Origin of the sequence: Chloracidobacterium sp. N (genome assembly GCF_018304765.1) — a bacterium.
Classification (GTDB): Bacteria; Acidobacteriota; Blastocatellia; order Chloracidobacteriales; family Chloracidobacteriaceae; genus Chloracidobacterium; species Chloracidobacterium aggregatum.
In genome coordinates this window covers 1,052,773-1,075,403 of the sequence record NZ_CP072643.1, presented here as the reverse complement: position 1 = coordinate 1,075,403, position 22,631 = coordinate 1,052,773, and the positions used below count along the sequence as shown (strand labels likewise).

General features: G+C 62.4%; 12 protein-coding genes. 3 read left to right on the top strand and 9 right to left on the bottom strand.

What is annotated here, in order from left to right; translation table 11 throughout:
- Nucleotides 1-65: 65 nt before the first annotated feature.
- Together J8C05_RS15405 and J8C05_RS15400 are read left to right on the top strand one after the other, a co-directional pair.
- Nucleotides 66-1,847 (top strand): mechanosensitive ion channel family protein, encoded by a 1,782-nt coding sequence (locus J8C05_RS15405; protein ID WP_211423615.1) that lies wholly within the window; start codon nucleotides 66-68, stop codon nucleotides 1,845-1,847.
- Between the two features lie 23 nt (nucleotides 1,848-1,870).
- On the top strand, nucleotides 1,871-3,115 hold the full coding sequence (locus J8C05_RS15400; protein ID WP_211423614.1) for a cation:proton antiporter: 1,245 nt from the start codon (nucleotides 1,871-1,873) through the stop codon (nucleotides 3,113-3,115).
- Between the two features lie 5 nt (nucleotides 3,116-3,120).
- Here J8C05_RS15400 and J8C05_RS15395 read toward each other — a convergent pair whose 3' ends face one another.
- Nucleotides 3,121-4,287, bottom strand: coding sequence for a hypothetical protein (locus tag J8C05_RS15395; protein ID WP_211423613.1), 1,167 nt, complete (start codon nucleotides 4,285-4,287; stop codon nucleotides 3,121-3,123).
- 229 nt (nucleotides 4,288-4,516) lie between these two features.
- Between J8C05_RS15395 and J8C05_RS15390 the strand changes: the two genes are divergently transcribed.
- The gene (locus tag J8C05_RS15390) at nucleotides 4,517-8,359 is read left to right on the top strand and encodes a carboxypeptidase-like regulatory domain-containing protein (protein WP_211423612.1); all 3,843 of its coding nucleotides are present in this window, start codon (nucleotides 4,517-4,519) and stop codon (nucleotides 8,357-8,359) included.
- A 148-nt stretch (nucleotides 8,360-8,507) separates the two neighbouring features.
- Here J8C05_RS15390 and J8C05_RS15385 read toward each other — a convergent pair whose 3' ends face one another.
- The 8 genes from J8C05_RS15385 to cas7g all read right to left on the bottom strand — a co-directional run bounded on the left by J8C05_RS15385 (nucleotide 8,508) and on the right by cas7g (nucleotide 22,629).
- Nucleotides 8,508-9,821, bottom strand: coding sequence for a flavin-containing monooxygenase (locus J8C05_RS15385; RefSeq protein WP_211423611.1), 1,314 nt, complete (start codon nucleotides 9,819-9,821; stop codon nucleotides 8,508-8,510).
- A gap of 56 nt (nucleotides 9,822-9,877) precedes the next feature.
- On the bottom strand, nucleotides 9,878-11,608 hold the full coding sequence (locus J8C05_RS15380; protein WP_211423610.1) for a hypothetical protein: 1,731 nt from the start codon (nucleotides 11,606-11,608) through the stop codon (nucleotides 9,878-9,880).
- 88 nt (nucleotides 11,609-11,696) lie between these two features.
- Nucleotides 11,697-16,745, bottom strand: a complete 5,049-nt coding sequence (locus J8C05_RS15375) for an ATP-binding protein (protein WP_211423609.1) — start codon at nucleotides 16,743-16,745, stop codon at nucleotides 11,697-11,699.
- 36 nt (nucleotides 16,746-16,781) lie between these two features.
- Entirely contained in the window at nucleotides 16,782-18,536 is a 1,755-nt protein-coding gene (locus tag J8C05_RS15370) for a hypothetical protein (RefSeq protein ID WP_211423608.1), read from the bottom strand.
- Between the two features lie 357 nt (nucleotides 18,537-18,893).
- Nucleotides 18,894-19,157 carry a ParE family toxin-like protein gene (locus tag J8C05_RS15365; protein WP_211423607.1) on the bottom strand — a complete coding sequence of 88 codons (264 nt, stop codon included), beginning with the start codon at nucleotides 19,155-19,157 and terminating at the stop codon, nucleotides 18,894-18,896.
- Nucleotides 19,154-19,387, bottom strand: a complete 234-nt coding sequence (locus J8C05_RS15360; protein WP_041569950.1) for a hypothetical protein — start codon at nucleotides 19,385-19,387, stop codon at nucleotides 19,154-19,156. Before J8C05_RS15360 ends, J8C05_RS15365 begins: the two co-directional genes overlap by 4 nt.
- Before the next feature lie 417 nt (nucleotides 19,388-19,804).
- Complete coding sequence (gene csb2 / locus J8C05_RS15355) at nucleotides 19,805-21,322, bottom strand: type I-G CRISPR-associated protein Csb2 (protein ID WP_211423606.1); 1,518 nt, start codon at nucleotides 21,320-21,322, stop codon at nucleotides 19,805-19,807.
- Nucleotides 21,319-22,629, bottom strand: coding sequence for a type I-G CRISPR-associated RAMP protein Csb1/Cas7g (gene cas7g, locus J8C05_RS15350; RefSeq protein WP_211423605.1), 1,311 nt, complete (start codon nucleotides 22,627-22,629; stop codon nucleotides 21,319-21,321). The genes csb2 and cas7g overlap by 4 nt, the downstream gene beginning before the upstream one ends.
- Between the last annotated feature and the right edge of the window lie 2 nt (nucleotides 22,630-22,631).

Here is a 22,631-nt window from a genome sequence, read left to right as displayed (position 1 = left end):
GGCTTGCTGGCAAGGGGTCTGCTATCAAGTGAGCCGAGATTTCCGGGAAGCCTTATTTTTGGTCTATGTCCAGTCAAAGGCAACGAAAATCCGCGCGGAAAACTCCCCCGGCTGCGGCCTGTCCGGCCACCCGGCGCCGGTGGGGTGTACGTTTTCCGGCCCTGCTTTCAGGGCTGCTGGTTCTGCTGTGGTTGTCGGCCCTGCCCACAGCGCAAACGGTCCTGGCCGATGAACTCCAGACTCCGGCTCCGGCAGTTGAAAGCGGCGTGCCGGTGCAACTGGGCGGAGAGACGGTGTTTCGCGTCCGGGCGCGACTGGGCACGCTGTCCCCGTCGGAGCGGGCGTCCATCGTCGAGCGGCGGCTGGTCGAGCTGGCCGCCACGCCATTTCTCAATCTGGAAGACCTGCGCCCGGTCGAGTATGACGACACGGTTGAAATTGTGCTGGGCAGCCGGGTGATTACGGTGGTTACGGAAGCCGACGCCGTTGCCGCCGGTCTGCCACGTGCGGAGCTGGCGCAACGTACCGCCGGGAACATCAAAGCGGCTCTGCAACGTGTGCGTCAGGCCACTTCGTGGCAATCGCTGCTGACCGGGGTGCTGTTTTCCCTGCTGGCCACCGTCGTCATTGCTGCGGTCTGGCGGGCAGTGGATGAACTGGTCGCACGTCTGCGCCGGGCGTGGCGGGCTGAATCTTCCACGCCACACTCGTCACGGCTGCTGAACCGGTTGGATGTCCTGGTCGGGGGACGGCTGCGTGAAGCGCGGCTGACAGTCCTGACGGGGCTTTGGTTTCTCACGCGGGCTGGGATTGTCATTGCCTACCTGCCGCTGCTGTTCACGTTTTTTCCGGCCACGCAGGGACTGTCGCGGTCATTCTGGGAAGCCGTCCTGACGCCGCTCGTAACGCTGTGGGGGGCGTTCATCCTTTACATCCCCAACCTGCTGTTCATTCTGACGGTGGTTGTCCTGACCTGGGCGGCGATCAAGGGCGCGCGCCTGATTGCGCTGGCGCTCGAACGGGGTGTCATCGTCATCGGGGGCTTTGACCCGGAGTGGGCGCGTCCGACCTACAAGCTGGTGGTCATCTTTCTTGTCGCGGCCGGCCTCATCGTGGCGTTTCCCTACGTGCCGGGCGTCGAGTCGCCGGCATTTCGCGGGGTTTCCATCTTCATCGGGGCCCTGTTTTCCCTGGCCTCGAGTTCGGCCATTGCCAACGTGGTGAGCGGAATTGTGTTGACCTACACCCGGGCCTTTCGCATCGGCGACCGGGTTCAGATTGGCACGACGACCGGGGATGTCGTGGAAAAAACCCTTTTCGTCACCCGTCTGGAAACCATCCGGCAGGAAGTTGTCTCGATTCCCAACGCCCAGGTACTCAACGGCACCATCATCAACTACTCGACGCTGGCCCGGACACGCGGCATTATCCTGCACACAACCGTGACGTTGGGTTATGACATTCCGTGGCGGCAGGTTCAGGAACTGCTCATCGCCGCGGCGCGCGCCACGCCGGGTATCCGCGCCGAACCGCCGCCGTTTGTCTGGCAAACGCAGTTGAACGACGTTCACGTGTCCTACGAACTCAATGCCTACACAAACGACGCCTGGCTGATGCCATACACCTACGCCGCCCTGCATGCCAACATCCGGGACGCTTTTGACGCTGCCGGCATCGAAATCATGTCCCCCCAGATCACGGCGCTGCGGAATGGCCCCCGGACGGCCGTTCCCCGCGACAGCGAAACGCCGCGCTCCCCGGCCGCACCCTTTCGGGTCGTGGTGGAAGGCGACGGCCAACCAAACGCTGCGCGTCCGCCAGCGGAGCAACGTCCCCGCCAACCATAACCGGAGGTGAACCGACCGCTGCCATGAACTTCCTGCCGACCTGGCCCATCGCCTTCGACACCATGACCGTCTTCGGTCTGCTGCTCATTCTGGGCGCGCTGGGGGGCTATCTGGCCCATCGTTTCCCCTGGCTGCCAAGTATCACGGGTTTTATGCTCATCGGACTGCTCTTCGGGCCCAGCGGGCTGGTTGTCCTCGACGAGGAGACCCTGGCCAAGTCCAGGATTCTGGTGGACATCGCCTTGGGACTCATCCTCTACCGGCTGGGGCTTTCACTCAAACTTTCCCTGTTGCGGGAGCGTGTGACGTTGGGTGTCATGGGACTGGCCGAGAGTTCCCTGACCATCATCGTCGTTGCCGGCGTTCTCTGGATCGCCGGGTTTGCCCTGCCGGTCGCCGGGCTGGTGGCGGCCATTGTCGTTTCTTCGTCTCCGGCCGTGCTTCTGCACGTGGCCCACGAAGTGCGCGCGTCAGGCGACGTGACCGAGACCACCAAAACCCTCGTCGCCATCAATAACATCATCTCCTTCGTGGCGTTTTCGGCCCTGCTGCCGCTGGTGCAGTTTTCTTCCGGTAAAAGCTGGAGCGAGATTCTGCTCCTGCCAACCTACCGGTTCTTTGGCTCACTCATTCTGGGGTGCGCTGCCGGGGCGGTGGTGTATGTGTTGACCCACCGTACCCGCGAGGCCACGCAGTACCGGCTGGCCTTTGTCATCGGGGGCGTCATGCTCACCACGGGGTTGGCCAACGTCTTCAACCTGTCGGCACTGTATGCGCCACTGGTTTTGGGGATCGTGGTCAAAAACCTCGAACAGGAAGATACGGTGTCGCAGATTCAGTTCGGTGAATCGTTCGAGCTGTTCTTCATCGTCCTGTTCGTTTCGGCCGGGGCCAACCTGCACCTTCATGACCTCATCACGCTGGCGCCGGTCGTCATCCTGCTGGTTGTGACACGCAGTCTGGCCAAGGTTGGGGGCGTGGTGGCCGTGGCGGCCGCCACCCGGGAAGCGCTTAACAAGGCTGTGGCGCGCGGTATGTTGCTGATCCCGATGGCCGGGATGGCCATCGGGCTGACGCGCACCACGGCGGAACTGTTCCCGGACCAGGCGGCGAGTGTCGCCGCCGTGGTGCTGGGTGCGGTGGCGGTGTTTGAAACCATCGGACCGCCGCTGGCCGCCTATGCGTTCAACCTCGCCGGGGAAACCGGGCAGGCGCAGAAACACACCAGCCCGGAAGCCCTGGCCACGACGGTCGAAGAAGTCTCCTGATGGGCTTACTCCACGACCACGGTCGTCTCAAACTTGCCGTACTTCTGGAAAGTGATGCAGTTGAGGGAGGTGATCCGGTCCTTGCGGTCGGTCAGCGCGACCCGCGCCGCAACCGGCAGCAGGTAGTCGTTTTCGCCCACCGTGACCCACCCGAACTCGACAATCGAGACGGCCTCGGAAACCGGGAAATCCGGCGGCAGGTCAAAGCTCTCGGATTCGAGCCGGACAATCCGCCGGGTTTCGGGGTCAACGAATATCCGCCCCCGGTAGCCGGCAATCGTGCGCGCCTTGCCGACCTGCAATGTCTGGCGGGAGTACGCGGTCTCGACAACGTAGGCAAAGACCTGGCACGTCCGTCCGTAGAAGTTTGTCGTCCCGGCATCCCGGAAGGTCGTCTGCGAGGTTTCATCAAACAGGGATTTGAGCAGTCCGGCGAACTGTCCGGTTGAGGTCAGTCCGCCCACTTCGTCCAGTCCCAGCGAGGTGGAGACACCGTTGTGCAGCTTGAGTTCCAGTTTCTCGCCTTTTTCGGCCGAGTAGGCAATGGCGATTTCGAGGTAGTCGCCAAGCTGCCAGGGCCGGCCGCCCAGCCGGTAGTACCGCTGCACCCGCTGGCGGACGGTAAAATCCGGCAGGCTGGAGACATACGCCTGGGCCACGGCGCGGACCTGCTCGATGAACGGCTGGGTCTCCCGATAGACCGGAACGTTCGGGTTGTCGGTCATCAGCGCCACGGGGCGCTGGGGGCGGGCGGTGACGGCCTGCCGGCGCTCATCAGCCCGCCACAGGGCGCTTTCGACCTGGGCAGCACGCAGAAAGCGCATTTTGCGCCCGAAGGCTTCGGTCATCTCAAAAGCAATCCCGCGCCGGTCAATGTCGGCGGCCACATCGTCCACTTCGCGGTTGCGCTGGTAGGCTTCCCGGACGCGCCCCTCGATCTCGGCGGCCCGCAGCGGCGGCTCCATGGCCGAGAACCCCTGGGAGGTGATGGCTTCCGCTGTCTGCGCTTCGCCAATCCGGGCCATGACGGGGGCCGGCAACAGACCCACCGGAAGGGACAAGCCGACGCCCAGCCATCCCAGCCCCAGGATGCCGGCCAAGGCCGGTCGCCAGACGCTCCGGCCGGGCTGATGACGCGCTGCAAAATACGGTTTCCACACAGGTTGACGCATCTGACGCAGACTTGCACCACCTGCGCGCCACGTGCTAGAAAGCTGGACGTTCACGGTTTTTTCCTCAAGTTAAAGTGCTTTGGTCAAGGTAGTTCAGGCATCGAGTGCCGGGACGCATGATGGTCGGTTTATGTCCCCTGAGATGTCGCGCGTTGACTCATACACGTATGTCCGGCCCCCATCAACTCGATTGTTCCGAACAATCTATGGAAAAAAAGGAGTTACTTCCATGCTGCTGTGTCATCTGCGCCGCGGGCTGATTGGCTTATGTCTTGGCGCAAGTTCGCTGATTACGCCTTCGTTGCTTTTCCCGGCGACGACGTTTGCCCAATCACAGGTCAACGCTGCCGACTTGCGTGGAACGGTCAGTGATGACAGCGGCAAGGTCATTGCCGGGGCCAAGGTGATGGCGCGCGACGAGCGCACCGGCTTTACCCGTGAGGCCACGACCAATGATGTCGGCGTCTATCAGTTCATTGCCCTGCCGCCGGGGTCGTATGAAATCACGGTCGAATCGCCCGGCTTCGCCCGGGCCATCAACCGCAATGTCATCCTCACCATCGGTGCGGCCGCGCAGCTCGACTTTACCCTGCGCGTGGGCGAGACCACGGAAGAAGTCGTGGTGACGGCCGATACGCAGGTCATCGAAGGTTCGCGCACCTCCGTGGCGGAAACCATCAACCAGCGCGCCATCAACAACCTGCCGACGAGCAGCCGCAGCTACGTCGGGTTTACGCTGCTGACCTCGACCACGACGCGCGACAACCAGCCCAAGCTGGGCGTGGCCCCGACCTCCGGGTTGAACTTCGGTGGGCAGCGCGCCCGCGCCAACAATGTCTCCATTGACGGCGCAGACGCCACGGATTCGGCCACCAACGGGGTGCGGGCAACAGTTTCGCAGGAAGCCGTCCAGGAGTTCCAGATTCTGACCAACAGCTTTGCGCCGGAGTTCGGACGGGCGTCATCGGCCGTCATCAACATCGTCTCCAAGGGCGGCGGCAACGAACTGCGCGGCAACGTCTTTGCCTTCCTCCGTGACCAGGCATTTTCAGCCAACAATGCCTTTGCCGGCGTGCGGGAATACCCGGAAACCCGGTTCCAGGGCGGCTTTACCCTGGGCGGGCCCATCGTCAAGGACAAGACGTTTTTCTTCCTGTCCTTTGAAACCCAGAACCTCAACGGCACGGGTTTCAACGTCACCGGGCGCAATGGCTTTGGCTTCACGACGTTTACGCCGCCGGCCCTGCTGGCCAGCTCCCCCAACCTGGGATTATCCAATCTCCCGGCCGGGATTTTCGTTCCCATCGGCGGACAGGTTGCCCAGGTCACCCCACAGCAGGCAGCTTTCCTGAACGCGGCGTTCAACAGTTTATCCCAGGCCACGGGTATCCCGCTGAGCACCCCCTTCACGGCCTTGCCGGCCGCTGCCCAGTTGGCACTGCTCAACAACGCGACCTTTCAGGCACTCAACACCTACTACTTTCTGGCGCGGGAGGGCTCCAGCGTCGGTCTGACCGGACGCCAGACCAACGGCCAGGCCATCTTCCCAACGCTGGCGGCGCTGGGCATCACCAATCCCGGCGTCAACTCCCCGGTTCCGCTGGGCACTAGCGCGTTCCGTCCGATGACCACATTGCTGGGGAACTACACGGTGCGCGAGCGCACCTTCCTGCCGGCGCTGCGCATTGACCATCGCTTCAGCGACATCCACCAGTTCTTTGTCCGGGTCAGTGTCACCCCCTCGACGGTACGGGGCATCCCCTCCAACGGGCAGAACCAGCCCACGGCGCTCAACGAATTCACCCGTACGGGCTTCCAGGGCACCCGCGACGTGGCCCTCGTTGCCCAGAATCTGGCCACCATCAGCCCGACCCTCATCAATGAATCGCGCTTCCAGTTTTCACGCCGGGGCGTGGATTACGGGCCGCAGGGGCCGACCGTGGGCGTGGAAGTCCCCGGTATCGCTTCCTTTGGACGTGAGCCGTTCTCACCTGCCCGGCGCGTGGAAAAACGCTGGCAGGTGACAAACAACCTCACCAAGATTGCCGGCAACCATACCCTGAAGTTCGGCGCCGACTTCAACCTTCTGCTCTACAACGCCCTGTTTGAGGTCAACTTCGGCGGCGTCTATGCCTTTCCACCAAATCAGCTTTTCCCGGCCGCCCAGGGCTTCCCGGCCTTCAGCGGAGTGCAGTCCTACGGGCTGGGACTGCCGGAGTCTTATGTGCAGAACGTCGGCAATCCGAACAGCAACTTCAACAATCCGGTGCTCGGCGTCTTTGCCCAGGATAGCTGGAAGATTCGCCCGAACTTCACTTTCAACTATGGCGTGCGGTACGACGTGCAGTACACCAAGCAGATTCAGGCCGTCCGTCCCGAACCATTCACCGGCCCCGGCAATGTCGGCGTCATCAACATGCCCAACCTGTTTGCCGCCGGGGAGGAAATCGTCGGCATCCAGCAGGGTATTCCGCGTGACTACAACAACATTGCGCCGCGCGTCGCCTTTGCCTGGGACCCATTCAATAACGGCAAGACGGTTGTTCGCGCCGCCTATGGGCTGTTTTACGGCACGCCCCTGGCAGGGCTGATCTTCCTCTCGGACGTGGTGGACGGGGCGCAGTCGCCGTTCCTCGTCTTTCCGGGCCTGCTTGGTGGCGGGGCCCTGTTCCGCAACGAGCGGGTCAACATCCCCGTTCCGCCCCTGCCCGGCTACCAGGTTGGGCAGCAGCGGTACAACCCGCTCGATCCGGGCTTCGAGATTTTCAACGGCGGCCCCATCCGGTCGCTGCTGTTTTCGCCCATCACCTCCCAGACCCTGCACCTGAACCGGGGCTTCGAGTTTGACTACACCCAACAAGGCAACCTCTCCATCGAGCGGCAACTCGGACGGACGATTACGGTCAATGCCACGTACAGCTACATTCGCGGGCTGCAACTGGTGCGCCCGCGCAACGTCAACCAGCAGAACCTGGCGCTGCTTCAGGCCAACGCTCAGGCGCAAACCAACCCGATTGTCGTTGGCGGGCAGACGGTCGGCTTTTTCGGCACAGGGCCACTTGCCGGGTTGTACAACCCCCTGCCCAACAGTCTGGGGCCGGGTCTGTCGGGGCTTCCTGCCCAGGTGGCCCCGATTGGGCGCTTCCTCTTCAATGACTTCCGGCGGACAGGGCCAAACCTGCTCTACACCGCCGCCACGCTGAACATTCCGGTGGCTCAGGCCCAGCAGCTACTCGCGGCGCTGACCAACCGCTTCAACCTGCCCCGCCTGCAGGGTGCACCCTTCGTACCGTTTGGCAGTGCCAAGAACTATGAGTCATCAGGCAGCTCGATTTACCACGCCCTGACGCTCAGCGTGAACAAGCGCTTCTCCAACAACTTCCAGTTCCTGGCGTCCTACACCTGGTCGCACGCCATTGACGATTCGACCGACGTGCAGACGCTGCAGGAACCGCAGGACAACAGCAACCCCCGGCTTGACCGGTCCAACTCCAACTTTGACCAGCGCCACCGCTTCATTTTCAGCGCCGTCGTGACCAGCCCCTTCAAGCGCAACGAGGGAGCGGGGCGCTACCTGCTGGCCGACTGGACGTTTGCGCCGATTGTCGAAGCCGGCGCCGGACGCCCCTACACGCTGCTCATCGGGGTGGATCAAACCCAGGTCAACAGCTCCTCCACGGCGCGCCCGAATTTCGTCACCTCCTGCCCACCCGGGACGGCCGGTCTCACCTGTTTCCCATCCCCGCGCGGCAACGGCTTTCTCACGCTGCCGCCTGACAGTCGCCTGCCCCAGAACTTCGGGCTGCCGGTTTCAGCGTTCCTGGGCAATGTCGGACGCAATGCCTTCACGGGGCCGAACTTCATCTCGGTGGACTTCCGGCTGGCGCGCAAGTTCTACTTCTCACGCGATGCTGACGCGACGGCACGGAATCTGGAGTTCATCTTCGAGATGTTCAATGCCTTGAACCGCGTCAACATCACGGAAATCAATCCGAACTACCAGTTGAGCGGCGCGCCAACGCTGGCGGCTCCACCCCGGCAGATTCAGTTTGCCCTGAAGTTCAACTTCTAGTCGGCGGGTGATGTGTCAGGGACGGCCCAGGTCGCTGACGCATCACCTTCAATCTCGTCGGAAATGTTTTTGGGGGCGGCCTTGGTTGAAAGGTCGCCCCCGGTTTTTTCGGCCCGGTTTTTTTCGGCCCGGTTTCTTCCGGGTGGTATCAGGCCGTGCGCGCCGGCGTCCACAGCGTGATGGCACGCGCCCGGGGTGAAGTACGCAGCCGCCGCTCCCGGCGGGCCAGCAACGGCAGGAAATAACGCGCGAGCTTCATCCGCCGCAGGGCCGCATGCGGGTCCACGAGGTGTGTCGTCGGGAGTTTCTCCCCGCCCATTTCCAGCACGACACTCAACGGCAGCGTCATGCTGTCCTGAAGCTGAATGAACTGAGCCAACAGATCGGCGGCCGGACTGGCCAGCGGGCCGAAGCCATAGCGGGGCTGGGTTGTGCCGAACACGTACAGGTTGCGGGTCCGGGGCGGGATGACCCCGGCGTAAAGCTGCGCCGTGCTGCCCTTGACCTCGACGAGTCCGGGCGGCAGAAACGGAAAACTCAGGTGAAAGCCAGTGGCGCAAATCACCAGGTCGTACTCATCCGCCGTGCCATCCACGAAATGCACCTGTCGTCCTTCCAGCCGGGCAATGTCCGGGCGTGGACGGATGCGCCCGTGCTTGAGGTAGTGCAGCAGTTCGGAGTTGACCGTCGGATGCCGCTCAAAGATGCGGTGATCGGGTTCGGGCAGGCCATACTGGGTGTATTTGCCCACGATAATCCGCAGCAGCACGCGCAGCAGCAGACGCTGTGCCGGCACCGGTATCCAGCCGCGCATGATCTCAACCGTGGGGATGCCAAACATCGTCTTGGGCAGGAACCAGTAGCCCCGGCGCAGGCTGAGGTGGCTACAGACGCTGACGCGGGCCGCTTCGGAGGCAATGTCGCAGGCGGAGTTCCCGCCCCCGATGACGAGCACCCGCTTGCCGACAAGCTGCTCCGGGTGGCGGTAGTCCTTGGAATGCCACCACTCACCCGTAAACGTCCCCGGATAGGTTGGGAAACGCCGGTCCCAGTGGTGGCCGTTGCAGACGATGACGCCTTTGTAGCGGCGTTCCTCACCGCCGGCCAGCCGAACCTGCCACGACCAGTCTTCCAGGGGCGTGGCTGCGGTTACTTCCCGCCGGAACTGGATGTGTTCGCGCAGCCCGAAATGACGCGCATAGTCACTCAGGTAGGCCAGCATCTGCGCGCGACTGGGGAAATCGGGATAGTGCGCCGGCATGGGGTACTCCGGGAAGGACGTCGTCCGCCGGGAAGAAATGATGTGGGCCGTGGTATAGACGCCATGCCGCCAGTTGCCGCCCACGTCCTCGTCGGCTTCGACCTGCTCGTAGGGAACACCTGCCTGCTTAAGCGCGCGCGCCACAACCAGCCCCGTCGGGCCGGCGCCGATGATGAGGAAACGGTCGGAACGGTCTTCCATGGACTGCCTGCTGCCTCCGCTTCGGAAAGGCCGGTTTCCAGAGTCGCCGTGGGGATTCAGTTTTCCGGGACGATGTGCAGGGTCTGATGATAACCAAATCCCAGGTCGCGTGTCTCGATGGCCAGGCGATACACCCGCTCTTCCTGTGCCGGATGCCAGGCATACCACGTCTGGTTTTGGGCGTGAACCACCTGTTCGATGAACAGGGAGAGGTGGGCAAAAGTTTGCTCCAATGTCGCGGCACTGAGCTGATAGCCCCCCTCCAGTTCCAGCAGGGCGTGAAACAGATCGGCTGTCAGACGCAGGCGTACCGTGCCGCCCTGCGGCAGGTGATAGACCAGAAAGGCCTCCTCCGGCAGGCCCCGCTGACCATGTTCCGACATTCTGACGCCAAGCAGTACGGATTCGAGCGCGAAATCCTCCAGCCGGGTTTCAACCCAGAAGATGGTATCCGTCGGTGTACGCGGATGCAGCCGGAAGGGAACCCGGCCCGGCCGGTAAGCCGGCTGCGGCAATGGCTCAAGGCGCGACAAGCCACGGCCGAGCCGCACCAGCACTGCCTGCTTTTCTTCGCCCGACATCAGCGGCAACCGGCGCAGTGTGTCCAGATGCCGGCCGCGCGCCAGATCGAGGGTGGTTCCCGGCCCGCCGGCCTGTTCGATTTCTTCCGGCAGCCATGTGAAGTAAGCGCGCCGCCGCGCCTCGGCCAGCCGGTGGACGCCCCGGTAGTGCCTCAGCAGCGCCCGGTCGAACCGGGCATGGGCTTCCAGCGCCGGGTCGAAGGAGGCCAGTTCTTTCAGCAGTTGTCCCTGGCGGTCAGGCGTCGCCACCCGAAACGCACGCTCCCAGAAAGGTGGATAAGGCTTTTTTGTACCGTCTGCCTTGCAGTAGGTGTCGCACGAGGCCATGCCGAACAGGATATAGACCAGCGCCCCGCGCAGTTCCCGAACGGTGATGTGGATTTTTCCCCGCTGGTGGACGGCCTGAAACAGCCGGTAAAGCTGTTGCCGGGCATGCTGCCGTCGGCGTTCATCTTCGATGCCGGACAGGTTAGCCGGTCCAAAATATCTTGCTGCCTCAAAGACCCGGCAGCGGGGTTGCGCCACACAGGCTTGGCACTTCTGCCAAATCCTGCCAGCTTCAGCGCCTCCGTAAAGCTGGTCCAGCAGTTGGTCGAGAAAATCTGTCCGCAGGTTGCCATGCTGATCGAATTCGCCCACCAGCGAGCGGTTGTTGAGGTGGAAAAAGCCAATGTGGGGCATGTCGGATGGCTGCCCATCGAGCAACCGGCGCAGGGACTGGGCCAAGGGTGTTGTCTGCCCGTTGAGCCAGTCCATCAGACGCCCGTCGTTGATGGCCAGCAGATGCACGATGTCTTCCGCTGGCGCACCGTTGGCAAATGGACGGAGCAGGTCGTTGAGCAGGTCATTCGAGGAACTCGTTTCCCGGGCGGCCGAACCGTCCAGATTGAGGCGCACCAGCAGTCCATCCGGCAGCCGATGCTCAACGGTTCCGGTGGGCTGACGGGTTTTGTCAATGCCCAACCGACCGGCCAGTTTTTGCAGCAGGGCCGTTTTCCCGTCGCCGGGGTTTCCACACAGGACGACCAGCCGAAAACGCCGGTTGATAACGTCTCGGTAGAGCGCTTCCTCCAGACCGGTCAGCACGTAGGTCTGGTGGGCAAAGGGGCTGTCCAGGCCGTGGGTTTCCCAGTTGCCCCGACGCGCCCCAGGGTAGGCTTTCTGAACCTCGCTCAACCATTTGAGGCGGCGCGGTTGGCGTTCCATGGTCATAGCATCCTTTGGCTTTGAAACAGGTCAGGGCCGGCACCCTTGCGCCACCACCTGCCGGTCAAGCACCAAGACCGTTCCAACATTATGCACCGTCAGCCAGCAACCGGACGTGGCGCACAGGCTCCCCTTCACTGAAGTACAGCGCCTGAAACTTCGGCAGCGACTTGAGGCGGTCCATCACCGTCCGCTGCTCGGCGGCCGTGGCCATGTTCCGGGCCAGCGCTTTGGCGTCAGCTTCATTGACGCGCAGCACCAACTGGTGCGCAATGGCCGAAAAGACGCTTTCGTGAAAATCCCGCGCTTCCTGCGAAGCGAGCACCAGCGAAATGCCGTACTTGCGACATTCCTTGGCCATGGTCGGAATCAGCCTGAGCTGTTGGGCGCGGTGGGCTTCGTCAAAAATGACGGCATGCGTGATCCGGGACTGAAGCCCGCGCCGGAACATGTCCTTGTAGAGCTTGTAAAACACCAGCATGGCAAAGGCGCGCTGAACCAACTCACTCTGCTCACGGTGCAGACAGACCACAACCGGCACCCTGCGCTGCCACAGATCGCGTGCCACTTCACCGGAGAGGGTCTGGAAAAACCCATAGTCTTCCAACTCGGTCAGGCGCACCAGCAACCGCTTCAGGGCTGCATCTTTGACCGCCCGCTGGCGCACGATCTCGACAAAGCGCCCAAAGTGCGGTGTCTGCCCGGCGCGCTGATCGTCCCAGCCACACTCCCGGAAGCTGTCCACCAGCGCCTGACGGATGGCCCCAAGCTGAAGGTCGCCCAGGTCCGGGTACATCGCCGCAAAAAGGTCGCGGACAGCACCGGCCACATCCACGTAAGTCCGGGGATGGGTTGGGTTCGGAACCTCCAGCGGGTTGAAGCTGAGCTGTCCGACGTTGAGGAAATCCACCTGCGGGATGCGCGCCTGAAGCTTCTCATCAAAATCCTGGTGGTAGGAAAACACCACCGGGCACACGCCGTACGGATACATCTGGACGCACAGGTTGAGCAGACATGTGGTTTTGCCCATGCCGGGCAGCCCGACGACAAGCAGGTGGGGATTGCCCCGAATGGTGAGTTTCCAGTGAACGTCCGCGCCATGGTTCGTCTTCCCCAGAAGGATGTCCGGCTCCGGCGGCGGCTCTCCCTCCGCCTCTTTGTCCGGTCGGGTCACCTGGTCGTCGGTTTCACCATTCTGTGCGGCATTGGCTGAGCCGCCTGACAACTCACCGGAGCCGTCGTCCGGGGTGCGCTCTGGTGTTTCACTTTCCTTTGGTTTCTGAATGGAAATGGGGTGGTCATCCTGGGTCGGCAGGTGAAGGCCGAAACGAAATGTTCTGACGGGCCAGCCAGCCCAAGACAGCTCCACCGGCTTCACCGCCTGACAGCCCGGAGAACACACCCACCCGCGATGATCGCCTTCTTCCACCAGAAACCGGTAATCGCCGGCTGCGTGCAGGATACGGTCGAGTTCGGCCGCGATTGCCACGTAACTTTCCGGTTCAAGGTCGTGGCGCCGTGCCTTGTCCAGATAGGAACGCAGCACACGCACGAGCCGCGCCTGCCGCAGGGCACGCAGGGAAAGTGGCGCGGACTCGTCCAGATACTGTTCACGAAACTGCCTCTGTGTGGCTTCAACCTGGCGGCGAATGTCGTCGAGCAGAGCATTGACCTGCTCAGGCGAAAAGTTCTCCAGGTTTTGGCGATACTTGACCTCGATGAAACGCACGGCCAGCGTCCCCTGCGGATGGCAAAAGGTATAGAGGAAGTCGGCACGGCGCTCATGTGGCGTGGAGGGGTCGGCTGGTTGTTTTGCCCGTGGCGGTTCTTCGAGCACATCGGTGAGGTCATCGAGGGGCACGAGGATGCCCTTGCGCAGCGAAACCCAGCAGGGGTCATCCGCAGTGGCGTTCCGGCAATGCGCCGCCGCCCAAGCTACGGCGAGCAGTTCTTTAGCAGGAGGCCGCGCTCCCGCCAGCCGAATTGGCAAACGGCCACTGATTTCCCTAAGCCGCGCCAGAAAGAACCGGGCTGCTTCCGGGCTGGGGTCGCCGCCGGCCTGTCTGATGAGTTCGGCGAGAAGTTCCTGGACTTCTTCCACCAGCGCCGTGGAAGCCACCAGCCGCAGATCGGCCAGATCATCCCGTTCGGGCACACAGTCCAGAACGTGGGCTTCATAGACCTCGCCGTGGACGTAGGGATGGTCGAAGTATTCCACGCCGGCGAAATGGTCGAGGATCAGCACCCAGTCACACTGCTCATGCATCCGGCGCAGCTCAAGCTGGCGTTCTTCCGAAAGCGTCGTTTGCAGCGCCACTCCGCCTGTTTCCCCTCCCAGATGCTTTGCCAGCAGGGCATCCAGGCTGGCTTGGAGACTTTTCAGCCGCGCCGTGTGTCGCGCATCGGCGGGATGATCGGTTGCGCGACCACAATCAGGCAGGAAGGCTGTCCATCGGGGCGTAGGGTCAGGATGGTACACGCGATGCAGACCTGCCAGCAGGCCGTACAGCGCCGCCGGTGGGCGGTCAGGCCAACCGGCCGTCCCGACATCCCCTGACGCAACGACCGTCATCCGCGAAGTAAAGAGATCAAACACCACCCCCAGATGGGCCGGCGTCTCCGGGAGTGATGTGGCCCTCTGTATCCACTGCAAGTTGGGCTGAATGAGACCCTGCTCATAACAGGTCACGCCACTCAACCAGCGGTCTTCCTGGGAAAGATGGTTCACACCCCGGCGACGGGAGCGTGCCAAGAGGCGATGCAGAAACTGCCCTGTCGCGGGCAGCCCGGCGGATGACGCATACAGCTCCAGCACCAGGGCCGGGGGGCTTTCGGCTTCTGTTTCAGCGTCGTCTTCGGCACGGGTTCGGGCGGCTGCCGCCGGAGCCGTCTGATGCAACCGGCCTAGCGCCCGGACAACCACCCTGGCATCGCCTGCGCGCAAGGCGTGGACGTGTAGCAGCTTTTGGTCGGGATGTCCGGCAGCATAGACCCTGATTTCTTCACCGAGCAGGTCGGCGCTCCGCTCGGCTAGGGATTCCTGCGCCTGGCTTTCCTGCCCGCCGTTGTCGAGCGCCTGCGCCAGCAGGGCCACTGTGGCTTTGGGTTCGGGGTCGGCTTCGGGCGTCAGCACCACAGCGTGAAAGCCCAGCGTGTCAGCAAAGACGAAGGCACGCACGCCGTCCACACCCGGCAACCAACCCGGAAACCAGGCGCCACTCAGATAACTCAGGTCGTGCTTACGTCCTTTGAGCGTTGCACCCTGCCTGAAACGCAGCTCAAACAGCAGGTCATCGTAGGCCGCCTGCCAGGCCAGCCGCAGCGGATGGGTGGGCAACACGATCAGCCCACGGACGTTGTCCTGTCCGTCACGGACTTCAACCGTCCCCACTAGCGCCAACTCCGGGTCGCCGACCGCCAGCAGTTCACACCAGGCATCAAGATACGTTCTGATCACCTCTGCCTGCGGCGTGCCGGTGACGTAGCAAAGGCCGCTCAGGCTGACCGTGCGGCACAGTTCGGACAGGGTTTCGGTAGCAGCTTGGGCGCGTTGCCAGAGGCTCACCGAAGTTTCCACACTGGGCTGTAAGGGTATGGGGTGCAGGTCGGGTGCCTGCCAGCGCCCGGAATTCCGGACCTTGAGCCGCCACCGTAGAATGTCACCTTTCCAGCGTGATGTTATCTCGGCAAACAGCTTCGGGTGGGCGAGACGAAACCCGCGCCCCCGGTGGACGGACAAGGTAACCTGCCCATCTGCAAACGCCACGTCCGGGGAGGCATAGGCGGCTGTAGCCTGTTCCCGGTCATCCAGTTGCACCAGGCCGTCACTGAGCGTCCGCACCCGGGGAAATGACCGTGAGTGTGCAGCGTCGGGCGGCAGCTCGCCATACCGGATGATGAACGGCTCGGTTTCCTGTTCAATCCGCGTCTGCCCGTCTTCAGCCGTGAGGCGCACCCGCGCCCGGACGTAGAGCTGCCCGGTATCGTCCGTCAGATCATCGGAGGTAAAGGCGGCGACCTCTTCCTTTTTGCCGCGATGCGAAACCTGTTTCCCGGCCAGTGCCTGGCCGTCTTCAGCCACGATGGACAGGTGGTACTGCACGCTGCCTTCCGGCAGTTCCGGCGGCACAGTTTTCCATTTGATTTGGAGCTGCCCCTCGTCGTCATCCGGGCTGATGACCCACACGGGGTCTTTTTCCTGTTCGTCCGCAATGAGTCCCGACCACTTGAAGGGAGCAGTGCCGCGCTTGGTACGCCAGGGACTGAGTTCAATCGCACTCAGGCTGGTCGCGGCCGAGGCAAGCTCAATCTCACCAAGCCAGAAGTGTGGATGTTCGGACAACGCCCGGAGCAGGGCTTCTGTCGGTTCGTGCCGTCTGGTTTCCAGGAATTGTTGGAGCGCCAGAGTGTCGGCTTCGGTTTTTGTCCGCACCTGGGCCCGCGCCAAGCGTTCTGCAACCGACAAAAGCGGGTCTCTTGTGTCCAGCACCTCAGCTACCAGCCGGGCAGATTGCTCCAGATAAAGCAGCGCCTTCTGCTCATCAGCCTTGCCGGCGATGGGGAAGCCAACCACGGGCCATAGTCCGAGCAACCACAAGAACTTCCCCCAGGATGAGGGGTCGGTGGCGCTCCGCACAAGAAAATCAAACCGAAACCAGGGTGAACGATGTTCCTGCTGTTGACTCGTTTCTTTAAGCAGGTGGCGCAGCCATTTGCGGTAAGTGGGTGATTCAATCCCCTGCACGACCTCGTCACAGGCCTGCTTGAAGAGTTTTTCTTCCTTGATTTCCCGGCAGGCACTATAAACCCCGTCCATACCGGGGCCGGCTTTCTGACGGTCCACGAGCAGCAACAGCGCCGGGCCTTTCTGTTCCCGCAGCGCCACAGCCTGGTCAGAAGTAATGATGTTGTCGTACCTGTCTTCCCGCTCAGCAACGCCGTAAACCTGCCAGTGCTGTTCCTTCAGAACTTGCTGAAAGTGCAGGTCGCAGGCCAGCCGGCGGATGACATCCAGTGGGGCATCCCGCACAAAGGCCACCTTGCCCGGATGCGCCTTGCCGAGCAGCTGCAAAAAAGCTCTGGCCAGAACATCCGCCTGTTTGTCCCAGTGTTCAATGCTGGTCAGGAACCGCGTCATCCCTGATCTCCTCCGGGCTTCTCACTCGTGGGCCGTTCACTCGTGGGCCGTGGGAAAGCGCGCCAGCAGGCGCTTGTCGGGCTCAGCATCGCTGACGCTCACGAACAGGCCCAGATCGCGCAGACGGTCTTCCGTCCACTGCTCGTTTCTTCTCAGCAGGTTTGCTGGCACCGGCATTTGGAATGGGGGTGGTTTGTGAACATACAGGCCGTAGCGGTCGCACAACCACAGGAAAAAGCCTTTCACTGTGGGCGGCTGCTTTTTCCGCTGTTGATAGGCCACCCACAGGTGCACCAGATAATCGAGCATGGTATCGGTCAGGGTCGGATGCCGCGTTTCCTGGCGCGCGCGACTACCGGCAGCCGCCGGTTTCGTCACCAGACCACAGGGGTGATTGCACAGAAAGCAGGCATCGAGCAGCTCAAACCACTTCCTGGTCTGTTTCCTGCCGCGCAGGGCTGTCAGAACACGGGCCAGCCGCCATACCGACTCGTGGGAAGGCGGCTGCGCCGCCTGGAGGTCACGCACGATCTGGGGGTCATCTTCTGCCCACAGTTCAGCTATCCGGGCCGCTTTTTCAGCCAGCGCCTTCAGGACAGCCCCGGAAGCGGGATGGCGTCCGCAGAGCACCTCACCCAGCAGGTTGAGATAGGCGTCGCCGTGCGGGGTCCGGGCGGGCAATGACACTGAAAGCGTTGTCAGGGCAGAAACTTCCACGTCGAGCAGGCGCAAGGCCATCAGGATCACCGGCACTTCCGCCAACAACCGGCTCTGCGCTTCAAAAACCTTTTTCGAGGCGCGTTTGAGTTCCCTGTCCAGCCCGTTGGAAGCATCCACAAGCAATGGCAGCCGTGGCAGTTGGGAGGGCAGACGCCCGTCCTGCGCCCATGCCGTCAGGGCGACAGCCGTGCTCGTCAGGATGGTTGACAGACCCACGGCCAGGGCCGCGTCGAGCAGGTTGATGAGGACGCCACGCGGCATGGTTTCACCATAAGCCGCCATGAATACCTCCAGGTCTTCCCGCAGCGGCGCGGCAATGCAGGCCAGCGGCTGCTGGTTGGGGATAGCCGCCCCCCCGGCGCTGGCGCTGAGCGGTCGCGGCGGCTGCTCCAGGGCTTCCGCCAGCCGGATTGTCAACCATTCCGGGAGCGTCACCCGTGTGACTTCATCAAACTGGTCGCTGGAAAGGTCTCTGAACGGCTCCGGTGGTTTCACCCCATGCAGGAAGGGCTTGAGCAGCAGGTTTTCCCGAAACCGCCGCCCGACAGGAAACGGTGTGGGATCATCGGCCGGCGAGTCGGTGACGACCGGGCCGTTTTGACCGGCCAGCATGGCCACAATCGTCTCCGGCACGTAACGCAGGTTGACGCTGCGTTCCGGCAGATCGAGCCAGCCGGCAAAGTAGTGCGTCGGCAGCGCCCGCCGGAGCGGTTCCTGCTTGTCTTCCGAGCGGCTGCGGTTTTCCAGGCAGAACCCCATGAGCAGATCGCCCAGGATGTGCCGGGTGGTTTCGTCTTCAAAGCCCCTGAGATGGTGGGTCCGGGCAAGCTGACTGGCGACGGAAGCCACTGAAGGCTCTTTGTCCCCGCCGCCGAAGACCTCGGCCAGCCGCCCCTTGCCGCGCCGTTGCACATAGCGGGAAAGATAGAAGATGGCTGGCAACGTCGCCGTAATGTCCACGTCCTGAATCGAAAACGGTACGGCTGGCCGGTAGTCGCCGGTGAGGACCCGGTCACACCACGGCTTGCCAAAGGCAGTTTGAAGCCGGGTTTTGTAAGTGCCTTCTGTCATGACACTTTCCCTTCCCAATCCAGCCCCAGTGCGGGGTGGTGCCTGACGTTTGAGCCAGGCTGCCTGCGTAGGCAGTCATTTGTAAGCCTGCCGTAGCGGGTCAGCTTGAGCGAGGGGTTGGGACTCATCGGCGAAGCTGTGCCCATTCAAGGATGGCAACGGCGTGGTCTGCGGCAGTCCTGGCTTCCAGAGGGTGTAGGCATTGATCCTGTGTGTCGTCACAGGCGGCTCCAGCCATCGGAAGCGCCCTTTGTCTGCACAAAGTTTCAGAAATTCGATGCTGCCCAACGGTAGCACTCAGCCGCGCCGCGAAGCGGCATCGGCTGGAGCGGCAGGTTGGTCCGCCATGTTTTCCCATCACGAGATGAAACGTTCGTACTCATCATGGCTACCAATCCAGAACCACGTTACCGTGTCTCCATCAAGAATACCCAAAGCACGATAGCCGCGTGTGATCCTTACAGACCACACATTCTCTTCGCGATTGACGCACTTGAAATACAAGGATGGATGAAAGGGATTTTCCACCCACAAGCGATAAGCCTTTCTGGCACGGCGCTTGACGTCGGCATTGAGCATGTCATACGCCGCCCAGAAAGACGGCAACACGGCTGACTTCATAATTGCTCATCGTCCATTGGTTGTGCGCGTCCCTGCACAATATCCTGTTTCGCACGACGGGCAGCGGTCACCAATTGGGACTGTGTCTGCTCAAACAGGCTATCCCATTTCAATTCATCCTGCAGGTCAGCAAGATACTCGCGCAAATGCTCGACTACCCGCTCCTGTACCGATTCGGGCAAAGATTCCAGCATTTTTGTTACTGTCATAATGGCTGCCGTAGATGACATGGTTGCACCTCTCTTTCCACTGCTGGAAAAACATCCTGCACAAATTGTAAGCGACACGCCGGAGCGGACGAAGCCAAGTCTGAACTCTGCCATGCGGCACACGATTGGCAAGCCTCGGAAGCTCGGACTGTAGCCACCTCAATGGTTGACGAGTCGTGCGGTGCTTCGATACGAGGTCGCCACTCGTTGCCCGGCAGGCTGCTTCGCAACGGTGACACTCTTCACCACGCTAATGGTGACGTGCCCCAGCCGGTGCGCTGCATTCCGCACCAACTGCCACGGTTTGCACAATCCTCGACAAGCGCAACAAGCGGTGTGCCTCGGTGCTCACGGACAGGGTCTGACGCCAGAGTTCAGCGGCGCGCGGCAGTGTCCGCTGCATGCTGCTGTTAGCCGGCGTGCTACCGAAGGCGTTGATCACGTTTCTTCGGATTGGTCCACAGGTGCGAACTGCCCGGCACCGAAGTGTGCGTCGGCACCGAGTGGCCGGTCGAGGCTCACAGGTTCGTCAAACGTAAGCTGAAGCCAGAAGCCAAGCCGTGTCGTCAGCGTCCAGCCCCGTCCGCCTGTTCCGTATTCATGTGCCAGGACAGGCGAGACACAGCCGAGGCCACCAGGACCGGACAGACTCTCGACATGTGCAGGGCGCCGACCGCAGACTTTCTCGGCGCATGCGATGGCTTGTCGATCCACACGGGTCTCCTCCCTTCCCTGACGATGGCGTAGCGGCGGCAGGAACGGAGTGACGCTTTGCCATTGACGCGCCTCCGGCGCAGGCTTAGCCGACGCCACGACGGCCTCAGGCACCACGGTGATCGGGTAACTGCGCCCGCCTACGCGAATGCGCCCGACGCCAAGCAACGCGTCGAGTTCCTCCTGGGTAAGCTTCCCGCCGGGCACGCGGACCAAAAGCTCATCGAGGGTCACGGCTCCTGCGCGCGGGCGGGGCAGGTAGTATGCGTGCTGATGACCTCGAGCCACAGTGCCATCGAGTTCACGACCACTCAGTATCAACGACATCTGCCCCGTGCGGTCCCGATGCGCCTCCACAGCCGCGTCGCGAAACGCACGGGCGACGGCAACCACGTACCGAAGCGGAATGGGGATGCGGCGATTCAGGCGGAAACGAATCTCAGCCACGTTGACGCTTGGCTTGGCAGGTGGCGCTGACACGCGCGGCCGGATCTCGTGGACGAGTGCTTCAGCCGGCACCGCGTACTCGACCCACCTGGCCCCACAGGGCAGCGGCATCTTCTCATTGATAAGCTCATCGACAAGGTGCAGCGGGTATCCATTCTTTCTGGTTTCCTTCTTTCTGGTTTCTTCGTCACGTCGAAGCAACCATAGGTCCGACGCCCAGAACCCGGACGTGGTGCAGAGCACCCGCCGGTACTCGGTAGGCGAAGTCGGCTGGATACCGGGCTGAATACCGCTGCGTGGCATGACCCTGAAGACGCCAGCTGGCGGCTCGTTATAATTCACCAGGCGGAGGCGCGCACGGGACTCGCTGCGGCCGAAATAGCGCAGCCGTTCAAGGAGTTTGGCGAGCAACGCCCGCTGATCCGGCTGAAGAGCCTTCTCGAAGCGGAACCAGAAGCGACCGCCTTCGGGAACGGCGAAGTGGTCGTGGTGGGGGACGCGATCGGACGCGCCCAGCCGCACGGGCTGGTAGTAGCGGATCTCGTGGACCGACGTGCGCGGAAGCCAGATCTCGGGCGCGTCAGAGCGACCCAAGGCCTGGAGCAGGTCATCGCGATCAACCTCCGAGGATAAAACCGGCTGTGCGCAGAACCATGCGGAAGCGAGCGCGCGGAGGAGCCGCCATGGCGAGGGAGGCCACTCTGGCCCCGCCATTGCAAACTGGGACTCCCCCCACACGTGTGCGTGGTAGCGGCCCGAGAGAAGCTCGACTTGGATAATAGTCGCGTTGGTCATTCCTGTGCTTCGTCCGCTGCTTCGTCCGCTTGCTCGACATTCGCCTCTGTTTGTTGGGCGGCCTTGCTGCCACCCTTCTTCTCCTGCTTCGGCTTGTTCTCCTGATTCTGCTTGGGCTCGTACGTGACCTCCACCATGGGGCCGTCGTAGTGCGAACCGTCCTGCTCCCCGGCGGACTCGCCCACGCTCGACTTGCCTTCTTTCGGTTTCTCGAAGGTTACTTTGTCCTTTCCGAGCAGTTCTTCGATGAGCACCTGGAAGGTCACCGCGGACTTCTGTCCCCCATTATCCGGCGTGAAGGACGGACCGTCAGCTTGGCCGAGGCTGGTGGGCTTCGCTTCCATCAACTCGGTGGGGGTGGTCTGCCCCTTTGATGAGTTGCCGCTCCACGAGATCGACTCGCAGGTCAGGTAGCAATCGGCGCGGAGGCGGAGACTCGGCCCGGTCGCGCGGCTACGAGGATCGAACGACGCCTTGTTGGCGAGGAGAGCGCCGATCTTCCACAGAGCAAGGCCGAGGAGGAACTTCTTTCGGTCCTCATCGAGCGACAAGCTCTTCAGCCCCAGAACGTCGATTTCGAACGTTGCAACGATGTTCTTCGGCACAATGCGGCTCTTCGCGGCAATGCTCTGCCCCTTGTTGGCGCGCCCCTCGCGTGTCGACTCCGGCTCGATCGCGTCCCACTTCACCATGCCGTAGTGGACCTCGGGATCGTCAGCGAGTTTCGCTTCCAGCCGCGCGTGGATGAGGCGGGTCTGGCGCAGCCCGACGAACTTCCACTGAACGAACTGGAATCCGTGCAGTAGCGCCGCCGGATCGAGCGCGAAGACCAGTTTCTCCAGGTTGGCCCGCTTGTCGAGCGGCCAAATTTCGCCGTCGTTCTCCAGCCTGTTCTCCAGCCTGTTCTCCAGCCTGTTCTCCAGCCCGATCTTTTCCTCGAACAGCTTGCGCAGGTTTTCGGTACCGCCCGCAAGCTTGCTTTCGAGAATGTAGGACGATGCGATCCGATGCGGCTCGGTGAGGTTCGTCGCCAGGAGTTTGCCGCCCTTGTCCTCCACCGCAATGACCGGCAGGCCCCTGAGGTCGTCCACCCAGACCCCTGGCGCCTTCATGCAGACCGCTTCGAGTCGGTTCGCCATGCTCTGCTCGCTCTCGACGAGGCACCAGCGCTGGCCTTCCTTGTCGCGGTAGATGCAGGCACCGATGTCGGGAAAGCCGGTGGGCTGGAGAAAGTTGCCGTTCGTGAGCTTGAGCGACGCGGTGATCACGATGTGGTCCTGCGCGTAGAGTTGTTCAAGCAGGGTCATAC